Annotated in this window: 17 protein-coding genes, 1 pseudogene and 1 other annotated feature; of the genes and pseudogenes, 10 read left to right on the forward strand and 8 right to left on the reverse strand. The window is 49.5% G+C overall.

Annotated elements, in window-relative coordinates; translation table 11 throughout:
* A partial coding sequence (gene htpX, locus UC14_RS01400) for a protease HtpX (protein WP_112197119.1) occupies window positions 1-617 on the forward strand: 617 nt, incomplete at its 5' end.
* Window positions 618-673: 56 nt separating this feature from the next.
* On the opposite strand, the gene UC14_RS01405 is transcribed toward htpX, so the two are convergent.
* On the reverse strand, window positions 674-2,071 hold the full coding sequence (locus UC14_RS01405; protein WP_037037455.1) for an MFS transporter: 1,398 nt from the start codon (window positions 2,069-2,071) through the stop codon (window positions 674-676).
* A gap of 239 nt (window positions 2,072-2,310) precedes the next feature.
* Between UC14_RS01405 and kdgR the strand changes: the two genes are divergently transcribed.
* On the forward strand, window positions 2,311-3,102 hold the full coding sequence (gene kdgR, locus UC14_RS01410; protein WP_013576147.1) for a DNA-binding transcriptional regulator KdgR: 792 nt from the start codon (window positions 2,311-2,313) through the stop codon (window positions 3,100-3,102).
* 87 nt (window positions 3,103-3,189) lie between these two features.
* Here the strand turns inward: kdgR and UC14_RS01415 are convergent.
* The 5 genes and pseudogenes from UC14_RS01415 to hxpB all read right to left on the reverse strand — a co-directional run bounded on the left by UC14_RS01415 (window position 3,190) and on the right by hxpB (window position 8,130).
* A pseudogene (locus UC14_RS01415) lies at window positions 3,190-4,580 on the reverse strand (L-cystine transporter).
* 189 nt (window positions 4,581-4,769) lie between these two features.
* The gene (locus tag UC14_RS01420) at window positions 4,770-5,327 is read right to left on the reverse strand and encodes a metal-dependent hydrolase (RefSeq protein ID WP_013576145.1); all 558 of its coding nucleotides are present in this window, start codon (window positions 5,325-5,327) and stop codon (window positions 4,770-4,772) included.
* Between the two features lie 152 nt (window positions 5,328-5,479).
* On the reverse strand, window positions 5,480-6,241 hold the full coding sequence (gene kduD / locus UC14_RS01425; RefSeq protein ID WP_013576144.1) for a 2-dehydro-3-deoxy-D-gluconate 5-dehydrogenase KduD: 762 nt from the start codon (window positions 6,239-6,241) through the stop codon (window positions 5,480-5,482).
* Between the two features lie 78 nt (window positions 6,242-6,319).
* Window positions 6,320-7,156, reverse strand: coding sequence for a 5-dehydro-4-deoxy-D-glucuronate isomerase (gene kduI / locus UC14_RS01430; RefSeq protein WP_013576143.1), 837 nt, complete (start codon window positions 7,154-7,156; stop codon window positions 6,320-6,322).
* Window positions 7,157-7,464: 308 nt separating this feature from the next.
* Window positions 7,465-8,130 carry a hexitol phosphatase HxpB gene (gene hxpB / locus UC14_RS01435; protein ID WP_013576142.1) on the reverse strand — a complete coding sequence of 222 codons (666 nt, stop codon included), beginning with the start codon at window positions 8,128-8,130 and terminating at the stop codon, window positions 7,465-7,467.
* Window positions 8,131-8,323: 193 nt separating this feature from the next.
* Here hxpB and UC14_RS01440 point away from each other — a divergent pair, with 193 nt between their 5' ends.
* The gene (locus UC14_RS01440; RefSeq protein WP_013576141.1) at window positions 8,324-8,872 is read left to right on the forward strand and encodes a YniB family protein; all 549 of its coding nucleotides are present in this window, start codon (window positions 8,324-8,326) and stop codon (window positions 8,870-8,872) included.
* Window positions 8,873-8,977: 105 nt separating this feature from the next.
* On the opposite strand, the gene UC14_RS01445 is transcribed toward UC14_RS01440, so the two are convergent.
* Window positions 8,978-9,847 (reverse strand): fructosamine kinase family protein, encoded by an 870-nt coding sequence (locus tag UC14_RS01445; protein WP_112152167.1) that lies wholly within the window; start codon window positions 9,845-9,847, stop codon window positions 8,978-8,980.
* Window positions 9,848-10,166: 319 nt separating this feature from the next.
* On the opposite strand from UC14_RS01445, the gene UC14_RS01450 reads away from it, so the two are divergent.
* Window positions 10,167-10,802 (forward strand): transglycosylase SLT domain-containing protein, encoded by a 636-nt coding sequence (locus tag UC14_RS01450; protein WP_013576139.1) that lies wholly within the window; start codon window positions 10,167-10,169, stop codon window positions 10,800-10,802.
* Window positions 10,803-10,825: 23 nt separating this feature from the next.
* On the opposite strand, the gene UC14_RS01455 is transcribed toward UC14_RS01450, so the two are convergent.
* Window positions 10,826-11,506 (reverse strand): MarC family NAAT transporter, encoded by a 681-nt coding sequence (locus UC14_RS01455; protein WP_013576138.1) that lies wholly within the window; start codon window positions 11,504-11,506, stop codon window positions 10,826-10,828.
* Between the two features lie 289 nt (window positions 11,507-11,795).
* On the opposite strand from UC14_RS01455, the gene thrS reads away from it, so the two are divergent.
* The 6 genes from thrS to pheS all read left to right on the forward strand — a co-directional run bounded on the left by thrS (window position 11,796) and on the right by pheS (window position 16,304).
* Complete coding sequence (gene thrS / locus UC14_RS01460; RefSeq protein ID WP_013576137.1) at window positions 11,796-13,724, forward strand: threonine--tRNA ligase; 1,929 nt, start codon at window positions 11,796-11,798, stop codon at window positions 13,722-13,724.
* Between the two features lie 3 nt (window positions 13,725-13,727).
* The gene (gene infC, locus UC14_RS01465) at window positions 13,728-14,279 is read left to right on the forward strand and encodes a translation initiation factor IF-3 (protein ID WP_013576136.1); all 552 of its coding nucleotides are present in this window, start codon (window positions 13,728-13,730) and stop codon (window positions 14,277-14,279) included.
* A 95-nt stretch (window positions 14,280-14,374) separates the two neighbouring features.
* Complete coding sequence (rpmI, locus tag UC14_RS01470; RefSeq protein WP_013576135.1) at window positions 14,375-14,572, forward strand: 50S ribosomal protein L35; 198 nt, start codon at window positions 14,375-14,377, stop codon at window positions 14,570-14,572.
* Window positions 14,573-14,614: 42 nt separating this feature from the next.
* Window positions 14,615-14,971 carry a 50S ribosomal protein L20 gene (rplT, locus tag UC14_RS01475; protein ID WP_013576134.1) on the forward strand — a complete coding sequence of 119 codons (357 nt, stop codon included), beginning with the start codon at window positions 14,615-14,617 and terminating at the stop codon, window positions 14,969-14,971.
* Window positions 14,972-15,096: 125 nt separating this feature from the next.
* Window positions 15,097-15,221: a sequence feature (Phe leader region), on the forward strand.
* The gene (pheM, locus tag UC14_RS26850) at window positions 15,102-15,146 is read left to right on the forward strand and encodes a pheST operon leader peptide PheM (RefSeq protein ID WP_106120997.1); all 45 of its coding nucleotides are present in this window, start codon (window positions 15,102-15,104) and stop codon (window positions 15,144-15,146) included. (Overlaps the previous feature by 45 nt.)
* Before the next feature lie 99 nt (window positions 15,222-15,320).
* A complete protein-coding gene (gene pheS / locus UC14_RS01480; protein ID WP_013576133.1) occupies window positions 15,321-16,304 on the forward strand; it encodes a phenylalanine--tRNA ligase subunit alpha in 984 nt (327 codons plus the stop codon).
* Window positions 16,305-16,316: the final 12 nt, after the last annotated feature.

The following is a 16,316-nucleotide window of genomic DNA, read 5'->3' on the forward strand; positions in this document are numbered from 1 at the left end:
CGGGCATTGCGATGCCACAGGTCGCGATTTATCACGCACCCGATATTAACGCCTTCGCCACGGGCGCACGTCGCGATGCCTCTCTGGTGGCGGTGAGCACCGGATTGCTGCAAAGCATGAGTCAGGACGAAGCCGAGGCGGTTATCGCCCATGAAATCAGCCACATTGCGAACGGCGATATGGTAACCATGACGCTGATTCAGGGGATCGTGAATACCTTCGTGATCTTCATTTCACGTATTATTGCGCAGGTGGCCTCGGGCTTCCTTTCCGGCAACCGTGATGGCGAAGAGAGCAGTAACGGCAATCCGCTGATTTATTTTGCCGTGGCGACCGTGCTTGAACTGGTCTTCGGTATTTTGGCCAGCATCATCACGATGTGGTTCTCACGTCACCGTGAATTCCATGCGGATGCCGGTTCTGCAAAACTGGTGGGCCGTGAAAAAATGATTGCTGCGTTGCAGCGCCTTAAAACCAGTCATGAACCGCAGGAAGCGGGGAGCATGATGGCGTTTTGCATCAACGGTAAATCGAAGTCATTCAGCGAGCTGTTTATGTCCCACCCGCCACTCGACAAGCGTATCGAAGCGCTGCGCAGTGGTGCATACATCAAGTAATTTGTTTCCAGCAATGCTGAACAAAAAGCCCGGCTACTCTGCCGGGCTTTTTCATATCAGGATTTCAGATTTTCCGATTCCTTCTGGCTGCTGGTTTTCTGCGTCATCCTCAGTAAACTGACCAGCGCGCCGGTTCCGGCCAGCATTCCTGCAAGGATCAGTGATGCGTGAGTGCCATGCTGCGGGAACAGGTTAAACATCAGGGCAACCATCGCCGCGCCGGTTGTCTGACCCAAAAGACGCGCAGTGCCCAGCAGTCCGCTCGCGCCGCCACTACGGTTTCGCGGGGCTGAACTGATGATTGTGTGATTATTCGGCGACTGGAATAACCCAAAGCCGGCACCACACAGCAACATGCGCCAGATAATGTTCAGATGCGAAGGCTCTGATGGCAGTAATGACAGGGAAAAGAGCCCGAATGAGAACACGATCAGACCAATCCCGCCCAGCATTCCCGGATGGAAGCGCTCAACCAGACGGCCGGCGATCGGCGCCATCACCATCGTCGCCAGCGGCCACGGCGTGAGCAGAAGGCCTGTTTCCACGGAATTCAGACCGAGAGTGTTTTGCAGGAAGAAGGGCAGTGAAACAAAAGCCAGCATCTGGGCGCTGAAAGAACACAGCGAAGTGCCCAGAGACATACTGAAAATAGGAATGCGCAATAAATCGATCGGCAGCAGCGGGAAAGGCTGGGAAAGCTGACGGCGTACGAAGAACCAGCCGATGATCAGGAGGGCAATGACTTCGCTCAGGATCAACATAGGGTTCTGACCTTGCGCAAATCCACTGATGGCGCTGATCAGCAGGCCAAAGGTCAGGGCATTCATCACGCTGCTGATGATATCAAAACGCTGACCCTGACTTCGCGTCGAGTTCGCCGGTAAAAACTTCAGACCGAGTATCAGAGCCACAATACCAATCGGAACGTTGATGGCAAACAGCCATTGCCAGGAGGCCACCGACAGAATACCGGCGGCAATGGTGGGTCCGGCCGCTGCTGAGACGGCAACGATAAGTGCATTAATACCGACACCACGTCCTAAGAAACGCTGCGGATAAATAATACGTATCAGCGCGGTATTTACACTCATGATCGCTGCCGCACCGAAACCTTGTAACACACGGGCGACAGTCAGTGTCATCAGTGAATCCGACAAGGCGCAAAAGAGCGAGGTGATACTAAATACCAGCAAACCCGTCTGGTAAATGCGGCGGTAGCCAAATATGTCGCCCAGTGACGCCAGAGAAAGCAGAGAAATCGTGATCGCCAGCTGATAGGCGTTAACCACCCAGATAGAGGTTGCCGGGCTGGCATGGAAATCATTAGCGATGGTGGGCAGTGCGACATTAGCGATAGCGCCATCCAGTACAGAAACGGTAATACCCAGCGCAATGGCCAGAATGGCACCATATCGTTGTGGAATGGGTAATCCGTCAGCAGGTGTAGAAGTCATGAGTTCTGTCAGTGCGTAGTCATCAGAGAGGGGAATATTACTACGCTAATTAACGTAAAGTGACAATTGTCACATGATGTAATGAATTTTTTATCTCTCTGTCGGGAATGAAACTGGCTTAACAGTTCTTACATTCTTGATCAATGGGTTGATTGCTTCTCAGCGATGCTTGCCAGTATAATAAAAACCACGTTCTATTTTTTTTGAAACAAACTCAACGCGAGCAGGTAATACACCCTATGGCTATCGCAGATCTTGATAAGCAACCCGATTCCGTCTCCTCAGTCCTGAAAGTTTTTGGCATTTTACAGGCGTTGGGGGAAGAGCGTGAGATTGGCATTACTGAACTTTCTCAGCGCGTAATGATGTCTAAAAGTACGGTCTACCGTTTTCTTCAGACCATGAAATCCCTGGGTTATGTCGCGCAGGAAGGAGAATCAGAGAAATATTCCCTGACGCTCAAGTTGTTTGAACTGGGTGCCAAAGCGTTGCAAAACGTCGATCTGATCCGCAGCGCTGATATTCAGATGCGCGAATTGTCCCGTCTGACCCGCGAAACGATCCACCTCGGTGCACTGGATGAAGACGGGATTGTCTACATCCATAAAATTGATTCGATGTACAACCTGCGCATGCATTCGCGTATTGGTCGCCGCAATCCGCTGCACACCACCGCAATCGGTAAAGTGCTGCTGGCGTGGGGCGATAAAGCAGAAGTCAGCGCGCTGTTGCAGGAAATTGAATTTACCCGCAGCACTGAAAATACCATCATGAATGCTGCCGATTTGCAGACTGCGCTGGATCAGGTTCGCGCGCAGGGTTTCGGCGAAGACAATGAAGAGCAGGAACAAGGGCTTCGTTGTATCGCAGTTCCGGTATTCGACCGCTTTGGCGTGGTGATTGCTGGTTTGAGTATTTCTTTCCCGACGATTCGTTTCTCCGAAGAAAGCAAAAGTCATTACGTAGAAATGCTGCATACTGCCGCGCGGAATATTTCAGAGCAAATAGGTTTTCACGACTATCCGTTCTGAATAATCGCGTTCTGAGTGATTGCGGAATTTCAGACATAAAAAAACCGAAGCCACTGGCTTCGGTTTTTTGTTTGCAGCAATCTGAAATTAACGGTGAGCCAGCTCAGCCGTTTCTTCAGCATCCATCACCGCTTTATCCGTCTGTTTCAGCAACTGACTTGTGATAGTGCCTGCCGTCATTGAACCGCTGACATTCAGCGCGGTACGGCCCATATCAATCAGCGGCTCAACAGAAATCAGCAGGGCAACCAGCGTAACCGGCAGGCCCATGGCCGGCAACACGATCAGGGCTGCAAATGTCGCACCACCACCCACACCGGCAACACCGGCAGAGCTCAGGGTAACAATACCCACTAATGTTGCAATCCATACCGGATCAAACGGGTCGATGCCGACGGTTGGCGCAACCATGACGGCAACATGGTTGGATACAGACCTGCACAGCCGTTCTGACCAATCGTTGCCCCGAACGATGCCGCAAAGCTGGCGATAGATTCAGGAATACCCAGACGGCGTGTCTGCGCTTCAACGCTCAGCGGGATGGTCGCGGCACTTGAACGGCTGGTGAAGGCAAAAGTCAGCACCGGCCAGACTTTACGGAAGAATTTCGCCGGATTAACACCGGTGAACGACAGCAGTATCGCGTGAACAACAAACATAATGCCAAGACCCAGGTAAGACGCGACCACAAAGCTGCCGAGTTTAATGATGTCCTGAATGTTCGAGCCGGCGACCACTTTGGTCATCAGAGCCAGTACCCCGTACGGGGTCAGTTTCATGACCAGACGCACCAGCTTCATCACCCATGCCTGCAGGGTATCAATAAAGGCCAGAATGCGCGGACCTTTTTCTGCATCATCTTTCACCAGTTGCAGGGCGGCTACACCAACGAAGGCGGCGAAGATCACGACGCTGATGATTGATGTCGGACTTGCGCCTGTCAGATCAGCAAACGGGTTCTTAGGTATAAAGGAAAGGATCAACTGAGGCACGCTCAGGTCAGCCACTTTGCCGACATAGTTAGACTGAATTGCCGTCAGTCGCGCCGTTTCCTGCGTACCCTGTACCAGGCCGTCAGCGGTGAGGCCGAACAGGCCCGTCACGAAGATACCCACCAGAGAAGCGATCAGTGTGGTGAACAGCAGGGTACCGATGGTCAGGAAGCTGATTTTCCCCAGCGATGACGCGTTATGCAGTTTCGCTACCGCGCTCAGAATAGAGACGAAAACCAGCGGCATGACGATCATTTGCAGCAACTGGACGTAGCCGTTACCGACAATATTGAACCAGGTAATTGAGGTTTTTAGTACCGGATCATCGGAACCGTAGATCAGCTGTAAAGCCAGGCCAAATACGACACCCATAGCCAGACCCAGTAAAACTTTTTTTGCCAGGCTCCATTGCTTGTGGCGGGTTTGTGCCAGCAGCAAAAGCAGGGCAACGAAAACCACTACGTTAAGAACGAGCGGAAGATTCATACCAGACTCCAAACTTATAATTTTGATAAATGAAACGGGTGTTTCCGGAAAAGGACTGCACCATCCCAAAGCATTGGGGGGCAGAATATCAGTTTGAGGGTCTGAGTATTTATATCCAAAAGGAATTCATTATAACTTTTTGTTGGTATTTGTATTAATTTTCATCATATCGGCAATATTTCATGCTATTCAGATGAATAATTTCAGGATGTGATTAAAAAAGTCAGGATTTATTGCACCAATGATGGGCGTCCAGTCTGGCCAGAAAAGCGTCAGGCCGACCAGCATAAGGCAGAGCGTGCGCTCGAGTTGATTACCTTTCTGGCTGTTAATCAGCGGTAGCCGGAAACGCCATCGACAAGGCCAGAGCAGCGGCACTCCTGCAGGCGTCAGCATATCTGCCAGGATATGGCTCAGGTAACCGATAATCATGGCGTGGAAAGCATCAGCGGGGATCACCCAGTCGTGAGGGAAATGAGTGCGTAGCAGGAAAATCCCTCCAGCCACCGCCAGCAAACTGTGAGTGAATCCACGGTGACCAAAAGCCCGGGCGATGGGGGCCGACAACCATTTGAGACGCTGGCCCAGCACCGATTTGGGGTGATCAATATCGGGCAGCAGACAGGTAAGCAAAGACCCTGGAATGATGTGCCACCAGTCACCATGCGCCAGTTCGGGAGAAAGCTGGGCCTTCTTAGCAAATACTGCACAGGCAATTGAGAAAATGAGATGGCCTTCCGCCGTCATGACGCGTCCGAACTGGATAACTGTTATTTTATCCAGTATAAGTGAAACTGTCACAATCTTGGAAGAGATGCCCTGTAACTAATTGTCAACGGACTGATAAAAAACAAAAAAGCGTATAAGAATACGCCTTTCTGGTGTCACTTATTCTGCCCTTAACGCGCGAGCCAACCACCATCGACGGCAATGGTGTAACCATTAACGTAATCAGAGGCTTTCGATGCCAGAAAGACTACCGGCCCCATGACATCTTCCGGCAGACCCCAGCGTCCGGCGGGGATTCTGTCGAGGATTTCTTTGCTGCGTTCTTCATCGGCGCGCAACTGTTCTGTATTGTTAGTCGCCATATACCCCGGCGCAATCGCATTCACATTGACGTTATGCTTCGCCCATTCATTGGCCATCAGTCGGGTCAGACCCATTACTGCGCTTTTTGACGCGGTATAGGAAGGCACCCTGATCCCCCCCTGATACGAGAGCATAGAGGCAATATTTATAATTTTGCCACCGTTACCCTGTTTGATGAACTGCTTCGCCACGGCCTGAGACATAAAGAACAGCGTTTTGCTGTTCACATTCATCACATCATCCCAGTTTTTCTCGCTGAATTCGATGGCATCTTCACGGCGGATAATACCGGCGTTATTGATCAGAATATCGATATGACCAAATTCCCCGACTGCTTTCTCGATCAGCTCAGGAATGCCTGTGATGGTGCTCAGATCAGCCCTCAGATCGAGAAAACGGCGGCCTAACATGGTGACTTTTTTTTCAGTTTCTTCAGGGGCGGAAACGTTAATGCCCACAATATCGCATCCCGCCTGCGCGAGACCCAGCGCCATGCCTTGTCCCAGCCCGGTATTGCAACCGGTGACGATTGCGACTTTGCCGCTTAATTCAAATGAACGGAGGATCATATTCAGAGTCTCTTTTGCAACGGCGCGTTCGCCATAAAAAATGAGTTGCTCTGCCGGTGAAGGCAGAGCAAGGGGGAGTTAGCGCAGTTCGCTGACTTTGACGTGATCCATGTCATCGAATACCTGGTTCTCACCGACCATACCCCAGATGAAGGTATAGTTTTTGGTACCCACTCCGGCGTGAATTGACCAACTAGGAGAGATGACAGCCTGCTCGTTGTGCACTAATAAATGACGGGTTTCCTGTGGTTGCCCCATCATATGGAACACGGCAGTTTCCGCTTCCATATTGAAGTAGAAATACACTTCCATACGACGTTCATGGGTGTGGCAAGGCATGGTATTCCACAGGCTCCCCTCTTCCAGTTTGGTCAGCCCCATGGTCAGCTGACAGGTTTCCAGAACGTCGGGCACGATGAATTTATTGATGGTGCGGCGGTTGCTGGTAGCTGCATCGCCGATGGTCTGCGGAGAGGCTTCCGCCAGTGTGATTTTTTTGTTCGGGAAAGTCGTGTGTGCCGGCGCACTGTTGTAGTAGAACTTGGCCGGTCTGGAGGCATCAACGCTGCTGAACTCGACCCGCTTTGCCCCTTTGCCGACATACAACGCTTCTTCATGACCGATTTCATAGGTTGTACCGTCAACCACGATCAGACCCGGGCCGCCGATATTAATCACGCCGAGTTCGCGACGTTCAAGAAAATAGCTCACACCAAGCTGTTTACCGACTTCATCACCCACGGATACCGTTTTTTCAGCGGGCATGACGCCGCCGACAATGATGCGGTCGATGTGGCTGTAAGTCATGGTATAGGCATTTTTCTCAAAGATTTTCTCAATGAGGAATTCACGGCGTAATTCAGCGGTATCAAGCGTTTTTGCGTGGTCGCTGTGGATACTTTGACGAACTTGCATGTCGGTGCCTCTCATGAATGACGATATCAAGGAGGACTTACCGGGCTAGTCTGACCGTTGCGTGGCAGTGACAGCGTACAGAAGCAGGAGAGCTCCCGGCTCGTCCTTGTTGCAGGAATCATAGGTTCATTGACATGCGAATTCAATAAAAATGAAATAACGTTTTATTTATTTTATGAGTCAGTTCAAGATTTACGAAATTAAACGAAGCTTCAAAAATTGTGGCAGGAGAAATGCGTAGATAAGGTATATGGAAAGGAGAGAAAGCAGAGAAGGTGCGCAGCGGCATGAGCGGCTGCGCATAAATTTTAGCTGATGTGTGCCACACGCAATTCTTCGAGGGAAGAAAGTTTGACATCGGCAAGCGCCCAGCGTGGATCCACACTGTATTCATGGTCCGGCACCACCACCGAGCGCATACGCGCGGCTTTGGTGGCGATCATGCCATTAAAGGAATCTTCCAGCGTCACACAGTTGAGCGGATCAACCTGTAATTCTCCGGCAGCCAGCAGATAGACCTCAGGATGCGGTTTGCTGTAAGGCAGCTTTTCCGCTGAAACACGAACCTTAAAGAAGGAGTGTAAATTAAACATTTCCAGCACGGTATCGAGCATAAACAGCGGTGATGCCGACGCGAGACCAATCTTCAGCCCCTGATCACGGCAAAGCTCAAGGGCATGATTCACGCCAGGCAGCAACGGCCGGGTTTGTTCTACCAGTTCAATCGTGCGGGCAATAATCATTGAGGACACTTCTTCCTGACCCGGACCCTGCCACGGAAGCGCCTGATACCACATCCTGACCACCTGATCGATACGCAAACCTAGCGTATCCGGCAGCAAATGGCGCTGGGAAATATCAACGCCCAGGCGACTGAAAACGTCCAGCTCAGCCTGAGTCCATAACCGTTCAGAATCAATTAACAGACCATCCATATCGAAAATTGCTGCATTAACAGGGCGGACATAAGCCATGAAAGCGGACTCCCTCACAATAAATAGAAACCCACTTTAACATCGGTGGGAATGCAGGTGAAATCTGATGTGAAAATGAACAGGATGGACGTTCCCGGTACAGCGTTACGCTAACTGATTAAAACATTGGGCGGAGCAGGCTTTCTGTGGGTAAACTTAGCCGTTGCTTTAGGTATCCTAACAAGGGGAATTCATGACGTACCAACAAGCCGGACGTGTGGCAGTAATTAAACGAATTGCGGGATGGATCATTTTTATCCCTGCGCTGCTTTCTACGCTGATTTCTTTGCTGAATTTTATCAACGAGCACACTAAGACGGAGCAGGGCATCAACGCGGTCATGCTGGATTTCATCCACGTGATGGTGGATATGGTGAAGTTCAATACCTCGTTTCTCAATGTCTTTTGGTACAACTCACCGGTGCCAGCTTTAGGGCAGGGTTTCACCAGCGCGAACATCATGTTCTTCATTATCTACTGGCTGATTTTTGTGGGGCTGGCACTTCAGGCTTCCGGCGCGAGAATGTCCCGTCAGGTAAAACACATTCGCGAAGGGATCCAGGATCAGCTTATTCTGGAACAGGCGAAAGGTGCTGAAGGCCGGACACGTCCGCAAATTGAAGAGCGTATCGTGATACCGCGACACACGATTTTGGTGCAGTATTTTCCATTGTATATTTTGCCAATTATCATCGCTGTCATCGGCTACTTCATTTTGAAATTATTAGGATTAATGGCCTGATAATTTGACGACATATTTATAACGGGTTTCTGTGAAAATGAAAAATAAGGCCTGAATATTAACGTTTTCAGGTCTTATTTGTTCAGAGCTGAAATATTTATCCCGCTAACTGATATCTTCGTGTAACAGCCTTTCTATGGCGCGTTGCGCCACCACAAGATGCTGACCACCGAATAAATTACTGCGGTTAAGCAGGTAATATAACTGGTAGATCGGTTGCCTCGAAATGAAGTCGTCAGGGAGTGGCGTTATACTCTGATAACCGTCATATAATTGCGGCGGAACATTCGGATATAACGGCAGCATCGCCAAATCGCATTCCCGATCTCCCCAGTAACAGGCCGGGTCAAAAATCACCGGACCATCATCAGATAAGCCACAGTTATGCGGCCATAAATCGCCGTGTAAAAGTGAAGGTTGCGGCTGATGATTCTGCAAGCGGGCATGAACCATGGCGGTGATATCTTCGATATTACCAAATATCATCCCTTTTTCAGCAGCCAGTTGCAGCTGCCAGCCAATGCGCTGCTCGGCAAAGAAGGCAGCCCAGCGCCGTTGCCAGCTGTTGGGTTGCGGAACTGTCGCCAGTTCATTATCGAAATCCAGACCGAATTGCAGTTGTTCACTCCACTGATGCAATGCGGCAAGTTGTTGGCCTAAAACATAGGCATTATGTGCATCCAGAGGTTTTTGCGGGATGTATTCGAGCAAGAGGAAACTGTAATCACGGTCGCTACCTACACCATAAACTTCCGGCACCCTGACGGTCTGGCTGCGCGCAAGTAAGGCCAGCTGATCGGCTTCAGCGGCAAAGATAGGCAACATTTCGCGTGCATTGCATTTCACAAACACGTTTCTGTCGCCGTAGCTCAGCCGCCATGCCGGGTGGATTTCGCCTCCCGGAAGCTCAACACGTTCGCGGATTTCAGCATTGCCTAAGTGTTCACTCAACAAACGATTGACGGCTTGCCACATGGTATGACCCCTTCTGACTGGCCAGATAATTCATTAAGTTAGCGTTTTTTCAGCTTCGAAAACCCGATCCGGCGCACGGCTGAATCAGATGATGATGTCAATTTATGCAATTTCTCAGATGTCTAAATAGAACGTATCATCAGCGGACAGATTAATTTAGGAATATGTGACATGAAACGGGTTTTATAAACGGAATTGTCTTATCGACATCCCTCTAACCCCTTTGTTTAACAAAACAATAATAATAGACGAAAAATATATTCAGGTGTTGGAAGAAGATGTATATGCTACATCTCGTCCCAGTCGCGAGAGAGATAACGTGAAACCAAACATTCTTTATTTGATGGCCGCGCTATTGCTGGCGGGTTGCGCTAAAGAAACACCGGTTCAGACGACGCGTTTTTTGAATCCATCGCCGCCACCTCAGCGCGATACTTCATTAATGCATCCAGGGCCTTATGGTGATGTTATTCACCAGGCGGCAAATACCTATGGCGTCGACGAAACACTTGTTAAAGCAATCATTCAGGTCGAATCTGGATATAACCCAACCGTTGTCAGCAAATCGAATGCGATTGGGTTAATGCAGCTAAAGGCCTCAACGGCAGGACGCGATGCCTACCGGATGAAAGGACGTTACGGTCAGCCCACGCCGCGTGATTTAAAAGATCCGGCGGTGAACATTGACCTAGGTACGGCTTATTTAAGTATTTTACAACAGCAGCTTGCGGGTATTAATAACCCTGAAACTCGTCGTTACGCCACCACACTGGCATATGTGAACGGAGCAGGGGCGTTGTTGAGAACGTTCGACAAAGATAAGACGTATGCGATTGCGAAAATCAATCTGATGACGCCTGCTGAGTTTTCTGCCCATGTGCAGAAAAAACACCCGGCGCCACAAGCGCCACGCTATCTGTGGAAAGTGAACAATGCCTACCTCGCGATGCGGTAAGCATTGATGTTTCCGCCAGCGGCTCAGGCTGCTGGCGGGAAGGTTTTAATAATCTCAAGAACCCCGTTGATAACGAACTGAACGCCCATACACACCAGCAAGAATCCCATCAGACGTGAAATAGCCTCAATCCCGCTTTTCCCGACCAGACGCATAATCGCCCCCGAACTGCGCAGAGATATCCACAAAATCAAACCCACTAAAAAGAAAATCATCACCGGAGCAACGGTAATAATCCAGTGCGGGAAATCAGATGATTTCACCGTTGAAGCACTGCTGATGATCATGGCAATGGTGCCCGGCCCGGCGGTACTTGGCATCGCCAGAGGAACAAAAGCGATATTTGGCGAATCCTGTTTTTTCATTTCCGCCGTTTTGTTCTCGATAAGGATCCTTTCTTCCACGTGTGGCTGTGGGAAAAGCATTCTGAAACCGATAAAGGTGACGATAAGTCCCCCCGCAATACGCAGGCCGGGAATGGAAATCCCGAACGTATTCATCACCAACTGTCCCGCGTAATACGCCACCATCATGATGATAAAGACATAGACCGAGGCCATCAGCGACTGCTGGTTTCTTTCCTGTGTGGTCATATTCCCGGAAAGACCGAGCATCAAAGCCACGGTCGTCAGTGGATTTGCCAGCGGAAGCAGTACCATCAGGCCCAATCCCAGTACTTCAAATAACTGCCTGACTTCTGTCATATCCTTCCCTTTTTTAAATGCTGCTCTGGTTACCTTAACGTGTCAGGGGGGATTACACGAAAAATATCCGCGTTTAGCAACACAGGTTGCTGGAAATTCGCACTTTACGAATGCTAAACTTATGGACTGTTTTCGCGTCGCATCCCGATACAATTACGTGATGTATTCAGGGTGCCTATATTTGGCAAGGTAAAGCTAAATAGCGTGAATAACTACGTGAATTTAAACTCAAATATTTTTCTAGATGTGCTCTGTCGTGTGGGGCACCACTGTAGATTAAGGAATTAGCATGCCTGTCATTACTCTTCCTGATGGAAGCCAGCGCGTTTTTGATCGCCCCGTTTCTCCCCTTGATGTTGCCCTTGATATCGGCCCTGGCCTGGCGAAAGCCTGTATCGCTGGTCGTGTTAACGGCGAACTGGTTGATGCAACCGACCTGATTGAGGTTGACGCGCAACTGGCGATCATCACCGCTAAAGACGAAGCCGGTCTTGAAATTTTGCGCCACTCCTGTGCGCACCTTTTGGGTCATGCCATTAAACAACTGTGGCCAGACACCAAAATGGCAATCGGCCCGGTTATCGATAATGGCTTCTATTACGACGTCGATTTAGATCGTACGCTGACTCAGGAAGATATCGAACTGCTTGAAAAGCGCATGCACGAACTGGCTGAAAAGAATTACGACGTCATTAAAAAGAAAGTCAGCTGGCAGGAAGCGCGCGATACCTTTGCAAGCCGTGGCGAAGAATACAAAGTGGCGATTCTGGATGAAAACATCAGTCATGATGACCATCCGGGTCTGTATCACCACGAAGAATACGTGGATATGTGCCGTGGTCCGCACGTACCGAACATGCGTTTCTGCCATCATTTCAAACTGCAGAAAACCTCCGGTGCTTACTGGCGTGGCAACAGCGATAACAAAATGTTGCAACGTATCTACGGCACTGCGTGGGCGGATAAAAAGCAACTGAATGCTTACATTCAGCGTCTGGAAGAAGCCGGTAAACGTGACCACCGTAAAATTGGTAAGCAACTTGACCTGTACCATATGCAGGAAGAAGCACCAGGTATGGTGTTCTGGCACAACGACGGCTGGACCATTTTCCGTGAGCTGGAAGCCTTTGTACGCATGAAACTGAAGTCTTATGACTATCAGGAAGTAAAAGGTCCGTTCATGATGGACCGCGTGCTGTGGGAAAAAACCGGTCACTGGGAAAACTACAAAGAAGCGATGTTCACGACCTCTTCTGAAAACCGTGAATATTGCATCAAGCCAATGAACTGTCCGGGACACGTTCAGATCTTCAATCAGGGTCTGAAATCTTACCGTGATCTGCCATTGCGTATGGCTGAGTTTGGCAGTTGCCACCGTAATGAGCCATCTGGTGCATTACATGGCCTGATGCGTGTTCGTGGCTTCACTCAGGACGATGCTCACATCTTCTGTACAGAAGAGCAGGTGCGTGATGAAGTGAACAGCTGTATCCGCATGGTGTATGACATGTACAGCACGTTTGGCTTCGAAAAAATCGTGGTGAAATTGTCCACCCGTCCTGAGAAGCGCATTGGTACTGACGAAATGTGGACTCGTGCTGAGGATGACCTGGCGGCTGCGCTGACGGAAAACGACATTCCGTTCGAATATCAGCCGGGTGAAGGGGCGTTCTACGGTCCAAAAATTGAATTTACCTTGCATGATTGTTTGGATCGTGCGTGGCAGTGTGGTACCGTGCAGCTCGACTTTTCATTACCTGGTCGTTTGAACGCCTCTTATATTGGCGAAAGTAACGACCGTCAGGTTCCGGTAATGATTCACCGTGCTATCCTGGGTTCAATGGAACGCTTCATTGGTATTCTGACTGAAGAATACGCGGGCTTCTTCCCAACCTGGATGGCTCCGGTTCAGGTAGTGATTATGAATATCACTGATTCACAAGCTACCTATGTCGAAGAATTAACTAAAAAACTGCAAGATGCAGGCATTCGCGTTAAAGCCGACTTGAGAAATGAGAAGATTGGCTTTAAAATCCGCGAACACACGCTACGCCGTGTTCCTTATATGTTAGTTTGTGGCGATAAAGAGGTCGAAGCAGGCAAAGTTGCTGTTCGTACCCGCCGCGGCAAAGACTTAGGAAGCATGGATGTTAGCGAAGTCGTTGACAAACTGCTGGCGGAAATCCGCAGCAGAAGTCTTCATCAACTGGAGGAATAAAGTATTAAAGGCGGAAAACGAGTTCAACCGGCGCGTCCTAATCGCATTAACAAAGAGATTCGCGCGCAAGAAGTTCGCCTCACCGGCGTCGATGGCGAGCAGATTGGTATTGTCAGTCTGAATGAAGCTCTTGAAAAAGCTGAGGAAGCGGGCGTCGATTTAGTAGAAATCAGTCCGAATGCCGAGCCGCCAGTTTGTCGAATCATGGATTACGGCAAATTCCTCTACGAGAAGAGCAAGTCGACCAAAGAGCAGAAAAAGAAACAAAAAGTTATTCAGGTTAAGGAAATCAAATTCCGACCTGGTACCGATGATGGCGACTATCAGGTCAAACTACGCAACCTGATTCGCTTTCTGGAAGATGGCGATAAAGCCAAAATCACCCTGCGTTTCCGTGGGCGTGAAATGGCGCACCAACAGATCGGTATGGAAGTGCTTAACCGCGTCCGTAAAGACCTGTGTGAAGATTCTGAACTGGCCGTTGTCGAATCCTTCCCTACGAAGATCGAAGGTCGTCAGATGATCATGGTGCTCGCACCTAAGAAGAAACAGTAAGGCTTCCAAGTAATCCTGCTACGCGGTGTTCGCACCGCGTATTCTGGATTCGCCTTTCTGATTCATGTTAATAACAATGCGAAGTGGAATTTAAAATGCCAAAGATCAAAACAGTACGCGGCGCCGCTAAACGCTTCAAAAAAACCGCCAATGGTGGTTTTAAGCGTAAGCACGCAAACCTGCGTCATATTCTGACCAAAAAAGCTACTAAGCGTAAACGTCACTTGCGTCCAAAAGGCCTGGTATCCAAGAACGATTTGGGTCTGGTCTCTGCATGTCTGCCGTACGCATAAATACACTTTTTTTCATCTAGAATATAAAACTCAGGAGAGCATATGGCTCGCGTAAAACGTGGTGTGATTGCACGTGCACGTCACAAGAAAATCTTAAAACAGGCGAAAGGCTACTACGGTGCCCGTTCTCGCGTATATCGTGTTGCATTCCAGGCTGTTATCAAAGCTGGTCAATACGCTTACCGTGACCGTCGTCAAAAGAAACGTCAGTTCCGTCAGCTGTGGATCGCGCGTATCAACGCAGCAGCTCGTCAGAACGACATGTCTTACAGCAAATTCATTAACGGCTTGAAAAAAGCTTCTATTGAAATTGACCGTAAGATCTTGGCTGACATCGCAGTATTCGACAAAGTGGCATTCTCTGCACTGGTCGAAAAAGCGAAAGCAGCTCTGGCGTAAGTCAGGTGAAAGAGGGAGCTTGCTCCCTCTTTTATATTTTGTGTTTAAAAACATTCTGTTTCGTTGTTTAATACCCACAGTTTCGTTTCAATTACGGCACAAGATTTACAACCGACAAGGTAACGCAAGCATGAATGCTGCTATTTTCCGTTTCTTTTTTTACTTTAGCGCCTGACTTTGGAAGGCTTTCGCGCGTAAGAGAAGAAACGAAAAGTAGCGCCTAAGCCTCCCTCGTGGAGGCTTTTTTGTATCTGTGCTTTATACGCTAAGGTTCAGGGTCAAAATCGCGCCCCTGATTAATCACGGTTATTTTACATCGGGCCATATTGGCCAGAAGAAGAGGAAAGCAATGCCACATCTCGCAGAGCTGGTTGCCAATGCCAAGGCAGCCGTAGAGAGTGCTCAGGATATCGCCGCGCTGGATAATGTGCGTGTCGAATATCTGGGTAAGAAAGGCCACCTGACACTCCAGATGACAACCCTCCGTGAATTACCTGCGGAAGAACGCCCGGCTGCGGGCGCGGTCATCAATGAAGCGAAAGCGCAGGTTCAGGAAGCCCTGAACGCGCGTAAAAATATGCTGGAGTCCGCTGAACTGAATGCCCGCCTGGCAGAGGAAACAATTGACGTTTCCCTGCCTGGCCGTCGCATCGAAAACGGTGGTCTGCACCCGGTGACCCGTACTATCGACCGCATTGAAACCTTCTTTGGTGAATTAGGCTTTACCGTGGAAACCGGCCCTGAAATCGAAGATGACTATCACAACTTTGATGCCCTGAACATTCCGGGTCATCACCCGGCACGTGCCGATCACGATACTTTCTGGTTTGATGCCAAGCGCCTGCTGCGTACGCAAACTTCCGGTGTTCAGATCCGCACCATGAAAGACCAGCAGCCGCCAATTCGTATTATCGCGCCGGGCCGCGTCTATCGTAACGATTACGATCAGACTCACACCCCGATGTTCCATCAGATGGAAGGCCTGATCGTTGATAAAGACATCAGCTTCTCTAACCTGAAAGGCACATTGCACGATTTCCTGAATAACTTCTTTGAAGCTGATTTGCAGATCCGTTTCCGTCCTTCCTATTTCCCGTTCACAGAACCTTCCGCAGAAGTGGATGTAATGGGCAAAAATGGCAAATGGCTGGAAGTGCTGGGTTGCGGCATGGTGCATCCGAATGTCCTGCGCAATGTGGGCATCGACCCTGAAGTGTATTCCGGTTTTGCCTTCGGAATGGGGATGGAACGTCTGACTATGTTGCGTTATGGCGTGACTGATCTGCGTGCATTCTTCGAAAACGATCTGCGTTTCCTCAAACAGTTTAAGTAAGGCGGGAATATC

The organism is Rahnella sp. NRRL B-41462 (genome assembly GCF_003263525.1).
In the GTDB taxonomy this organism is placed as follows: domain Bacteria; phylum Pseudomonadota; class Gammaproteobacteria; order Enterobacterales; family Enterobacteriaceae; genus Rahnella; species Rahnella aceris.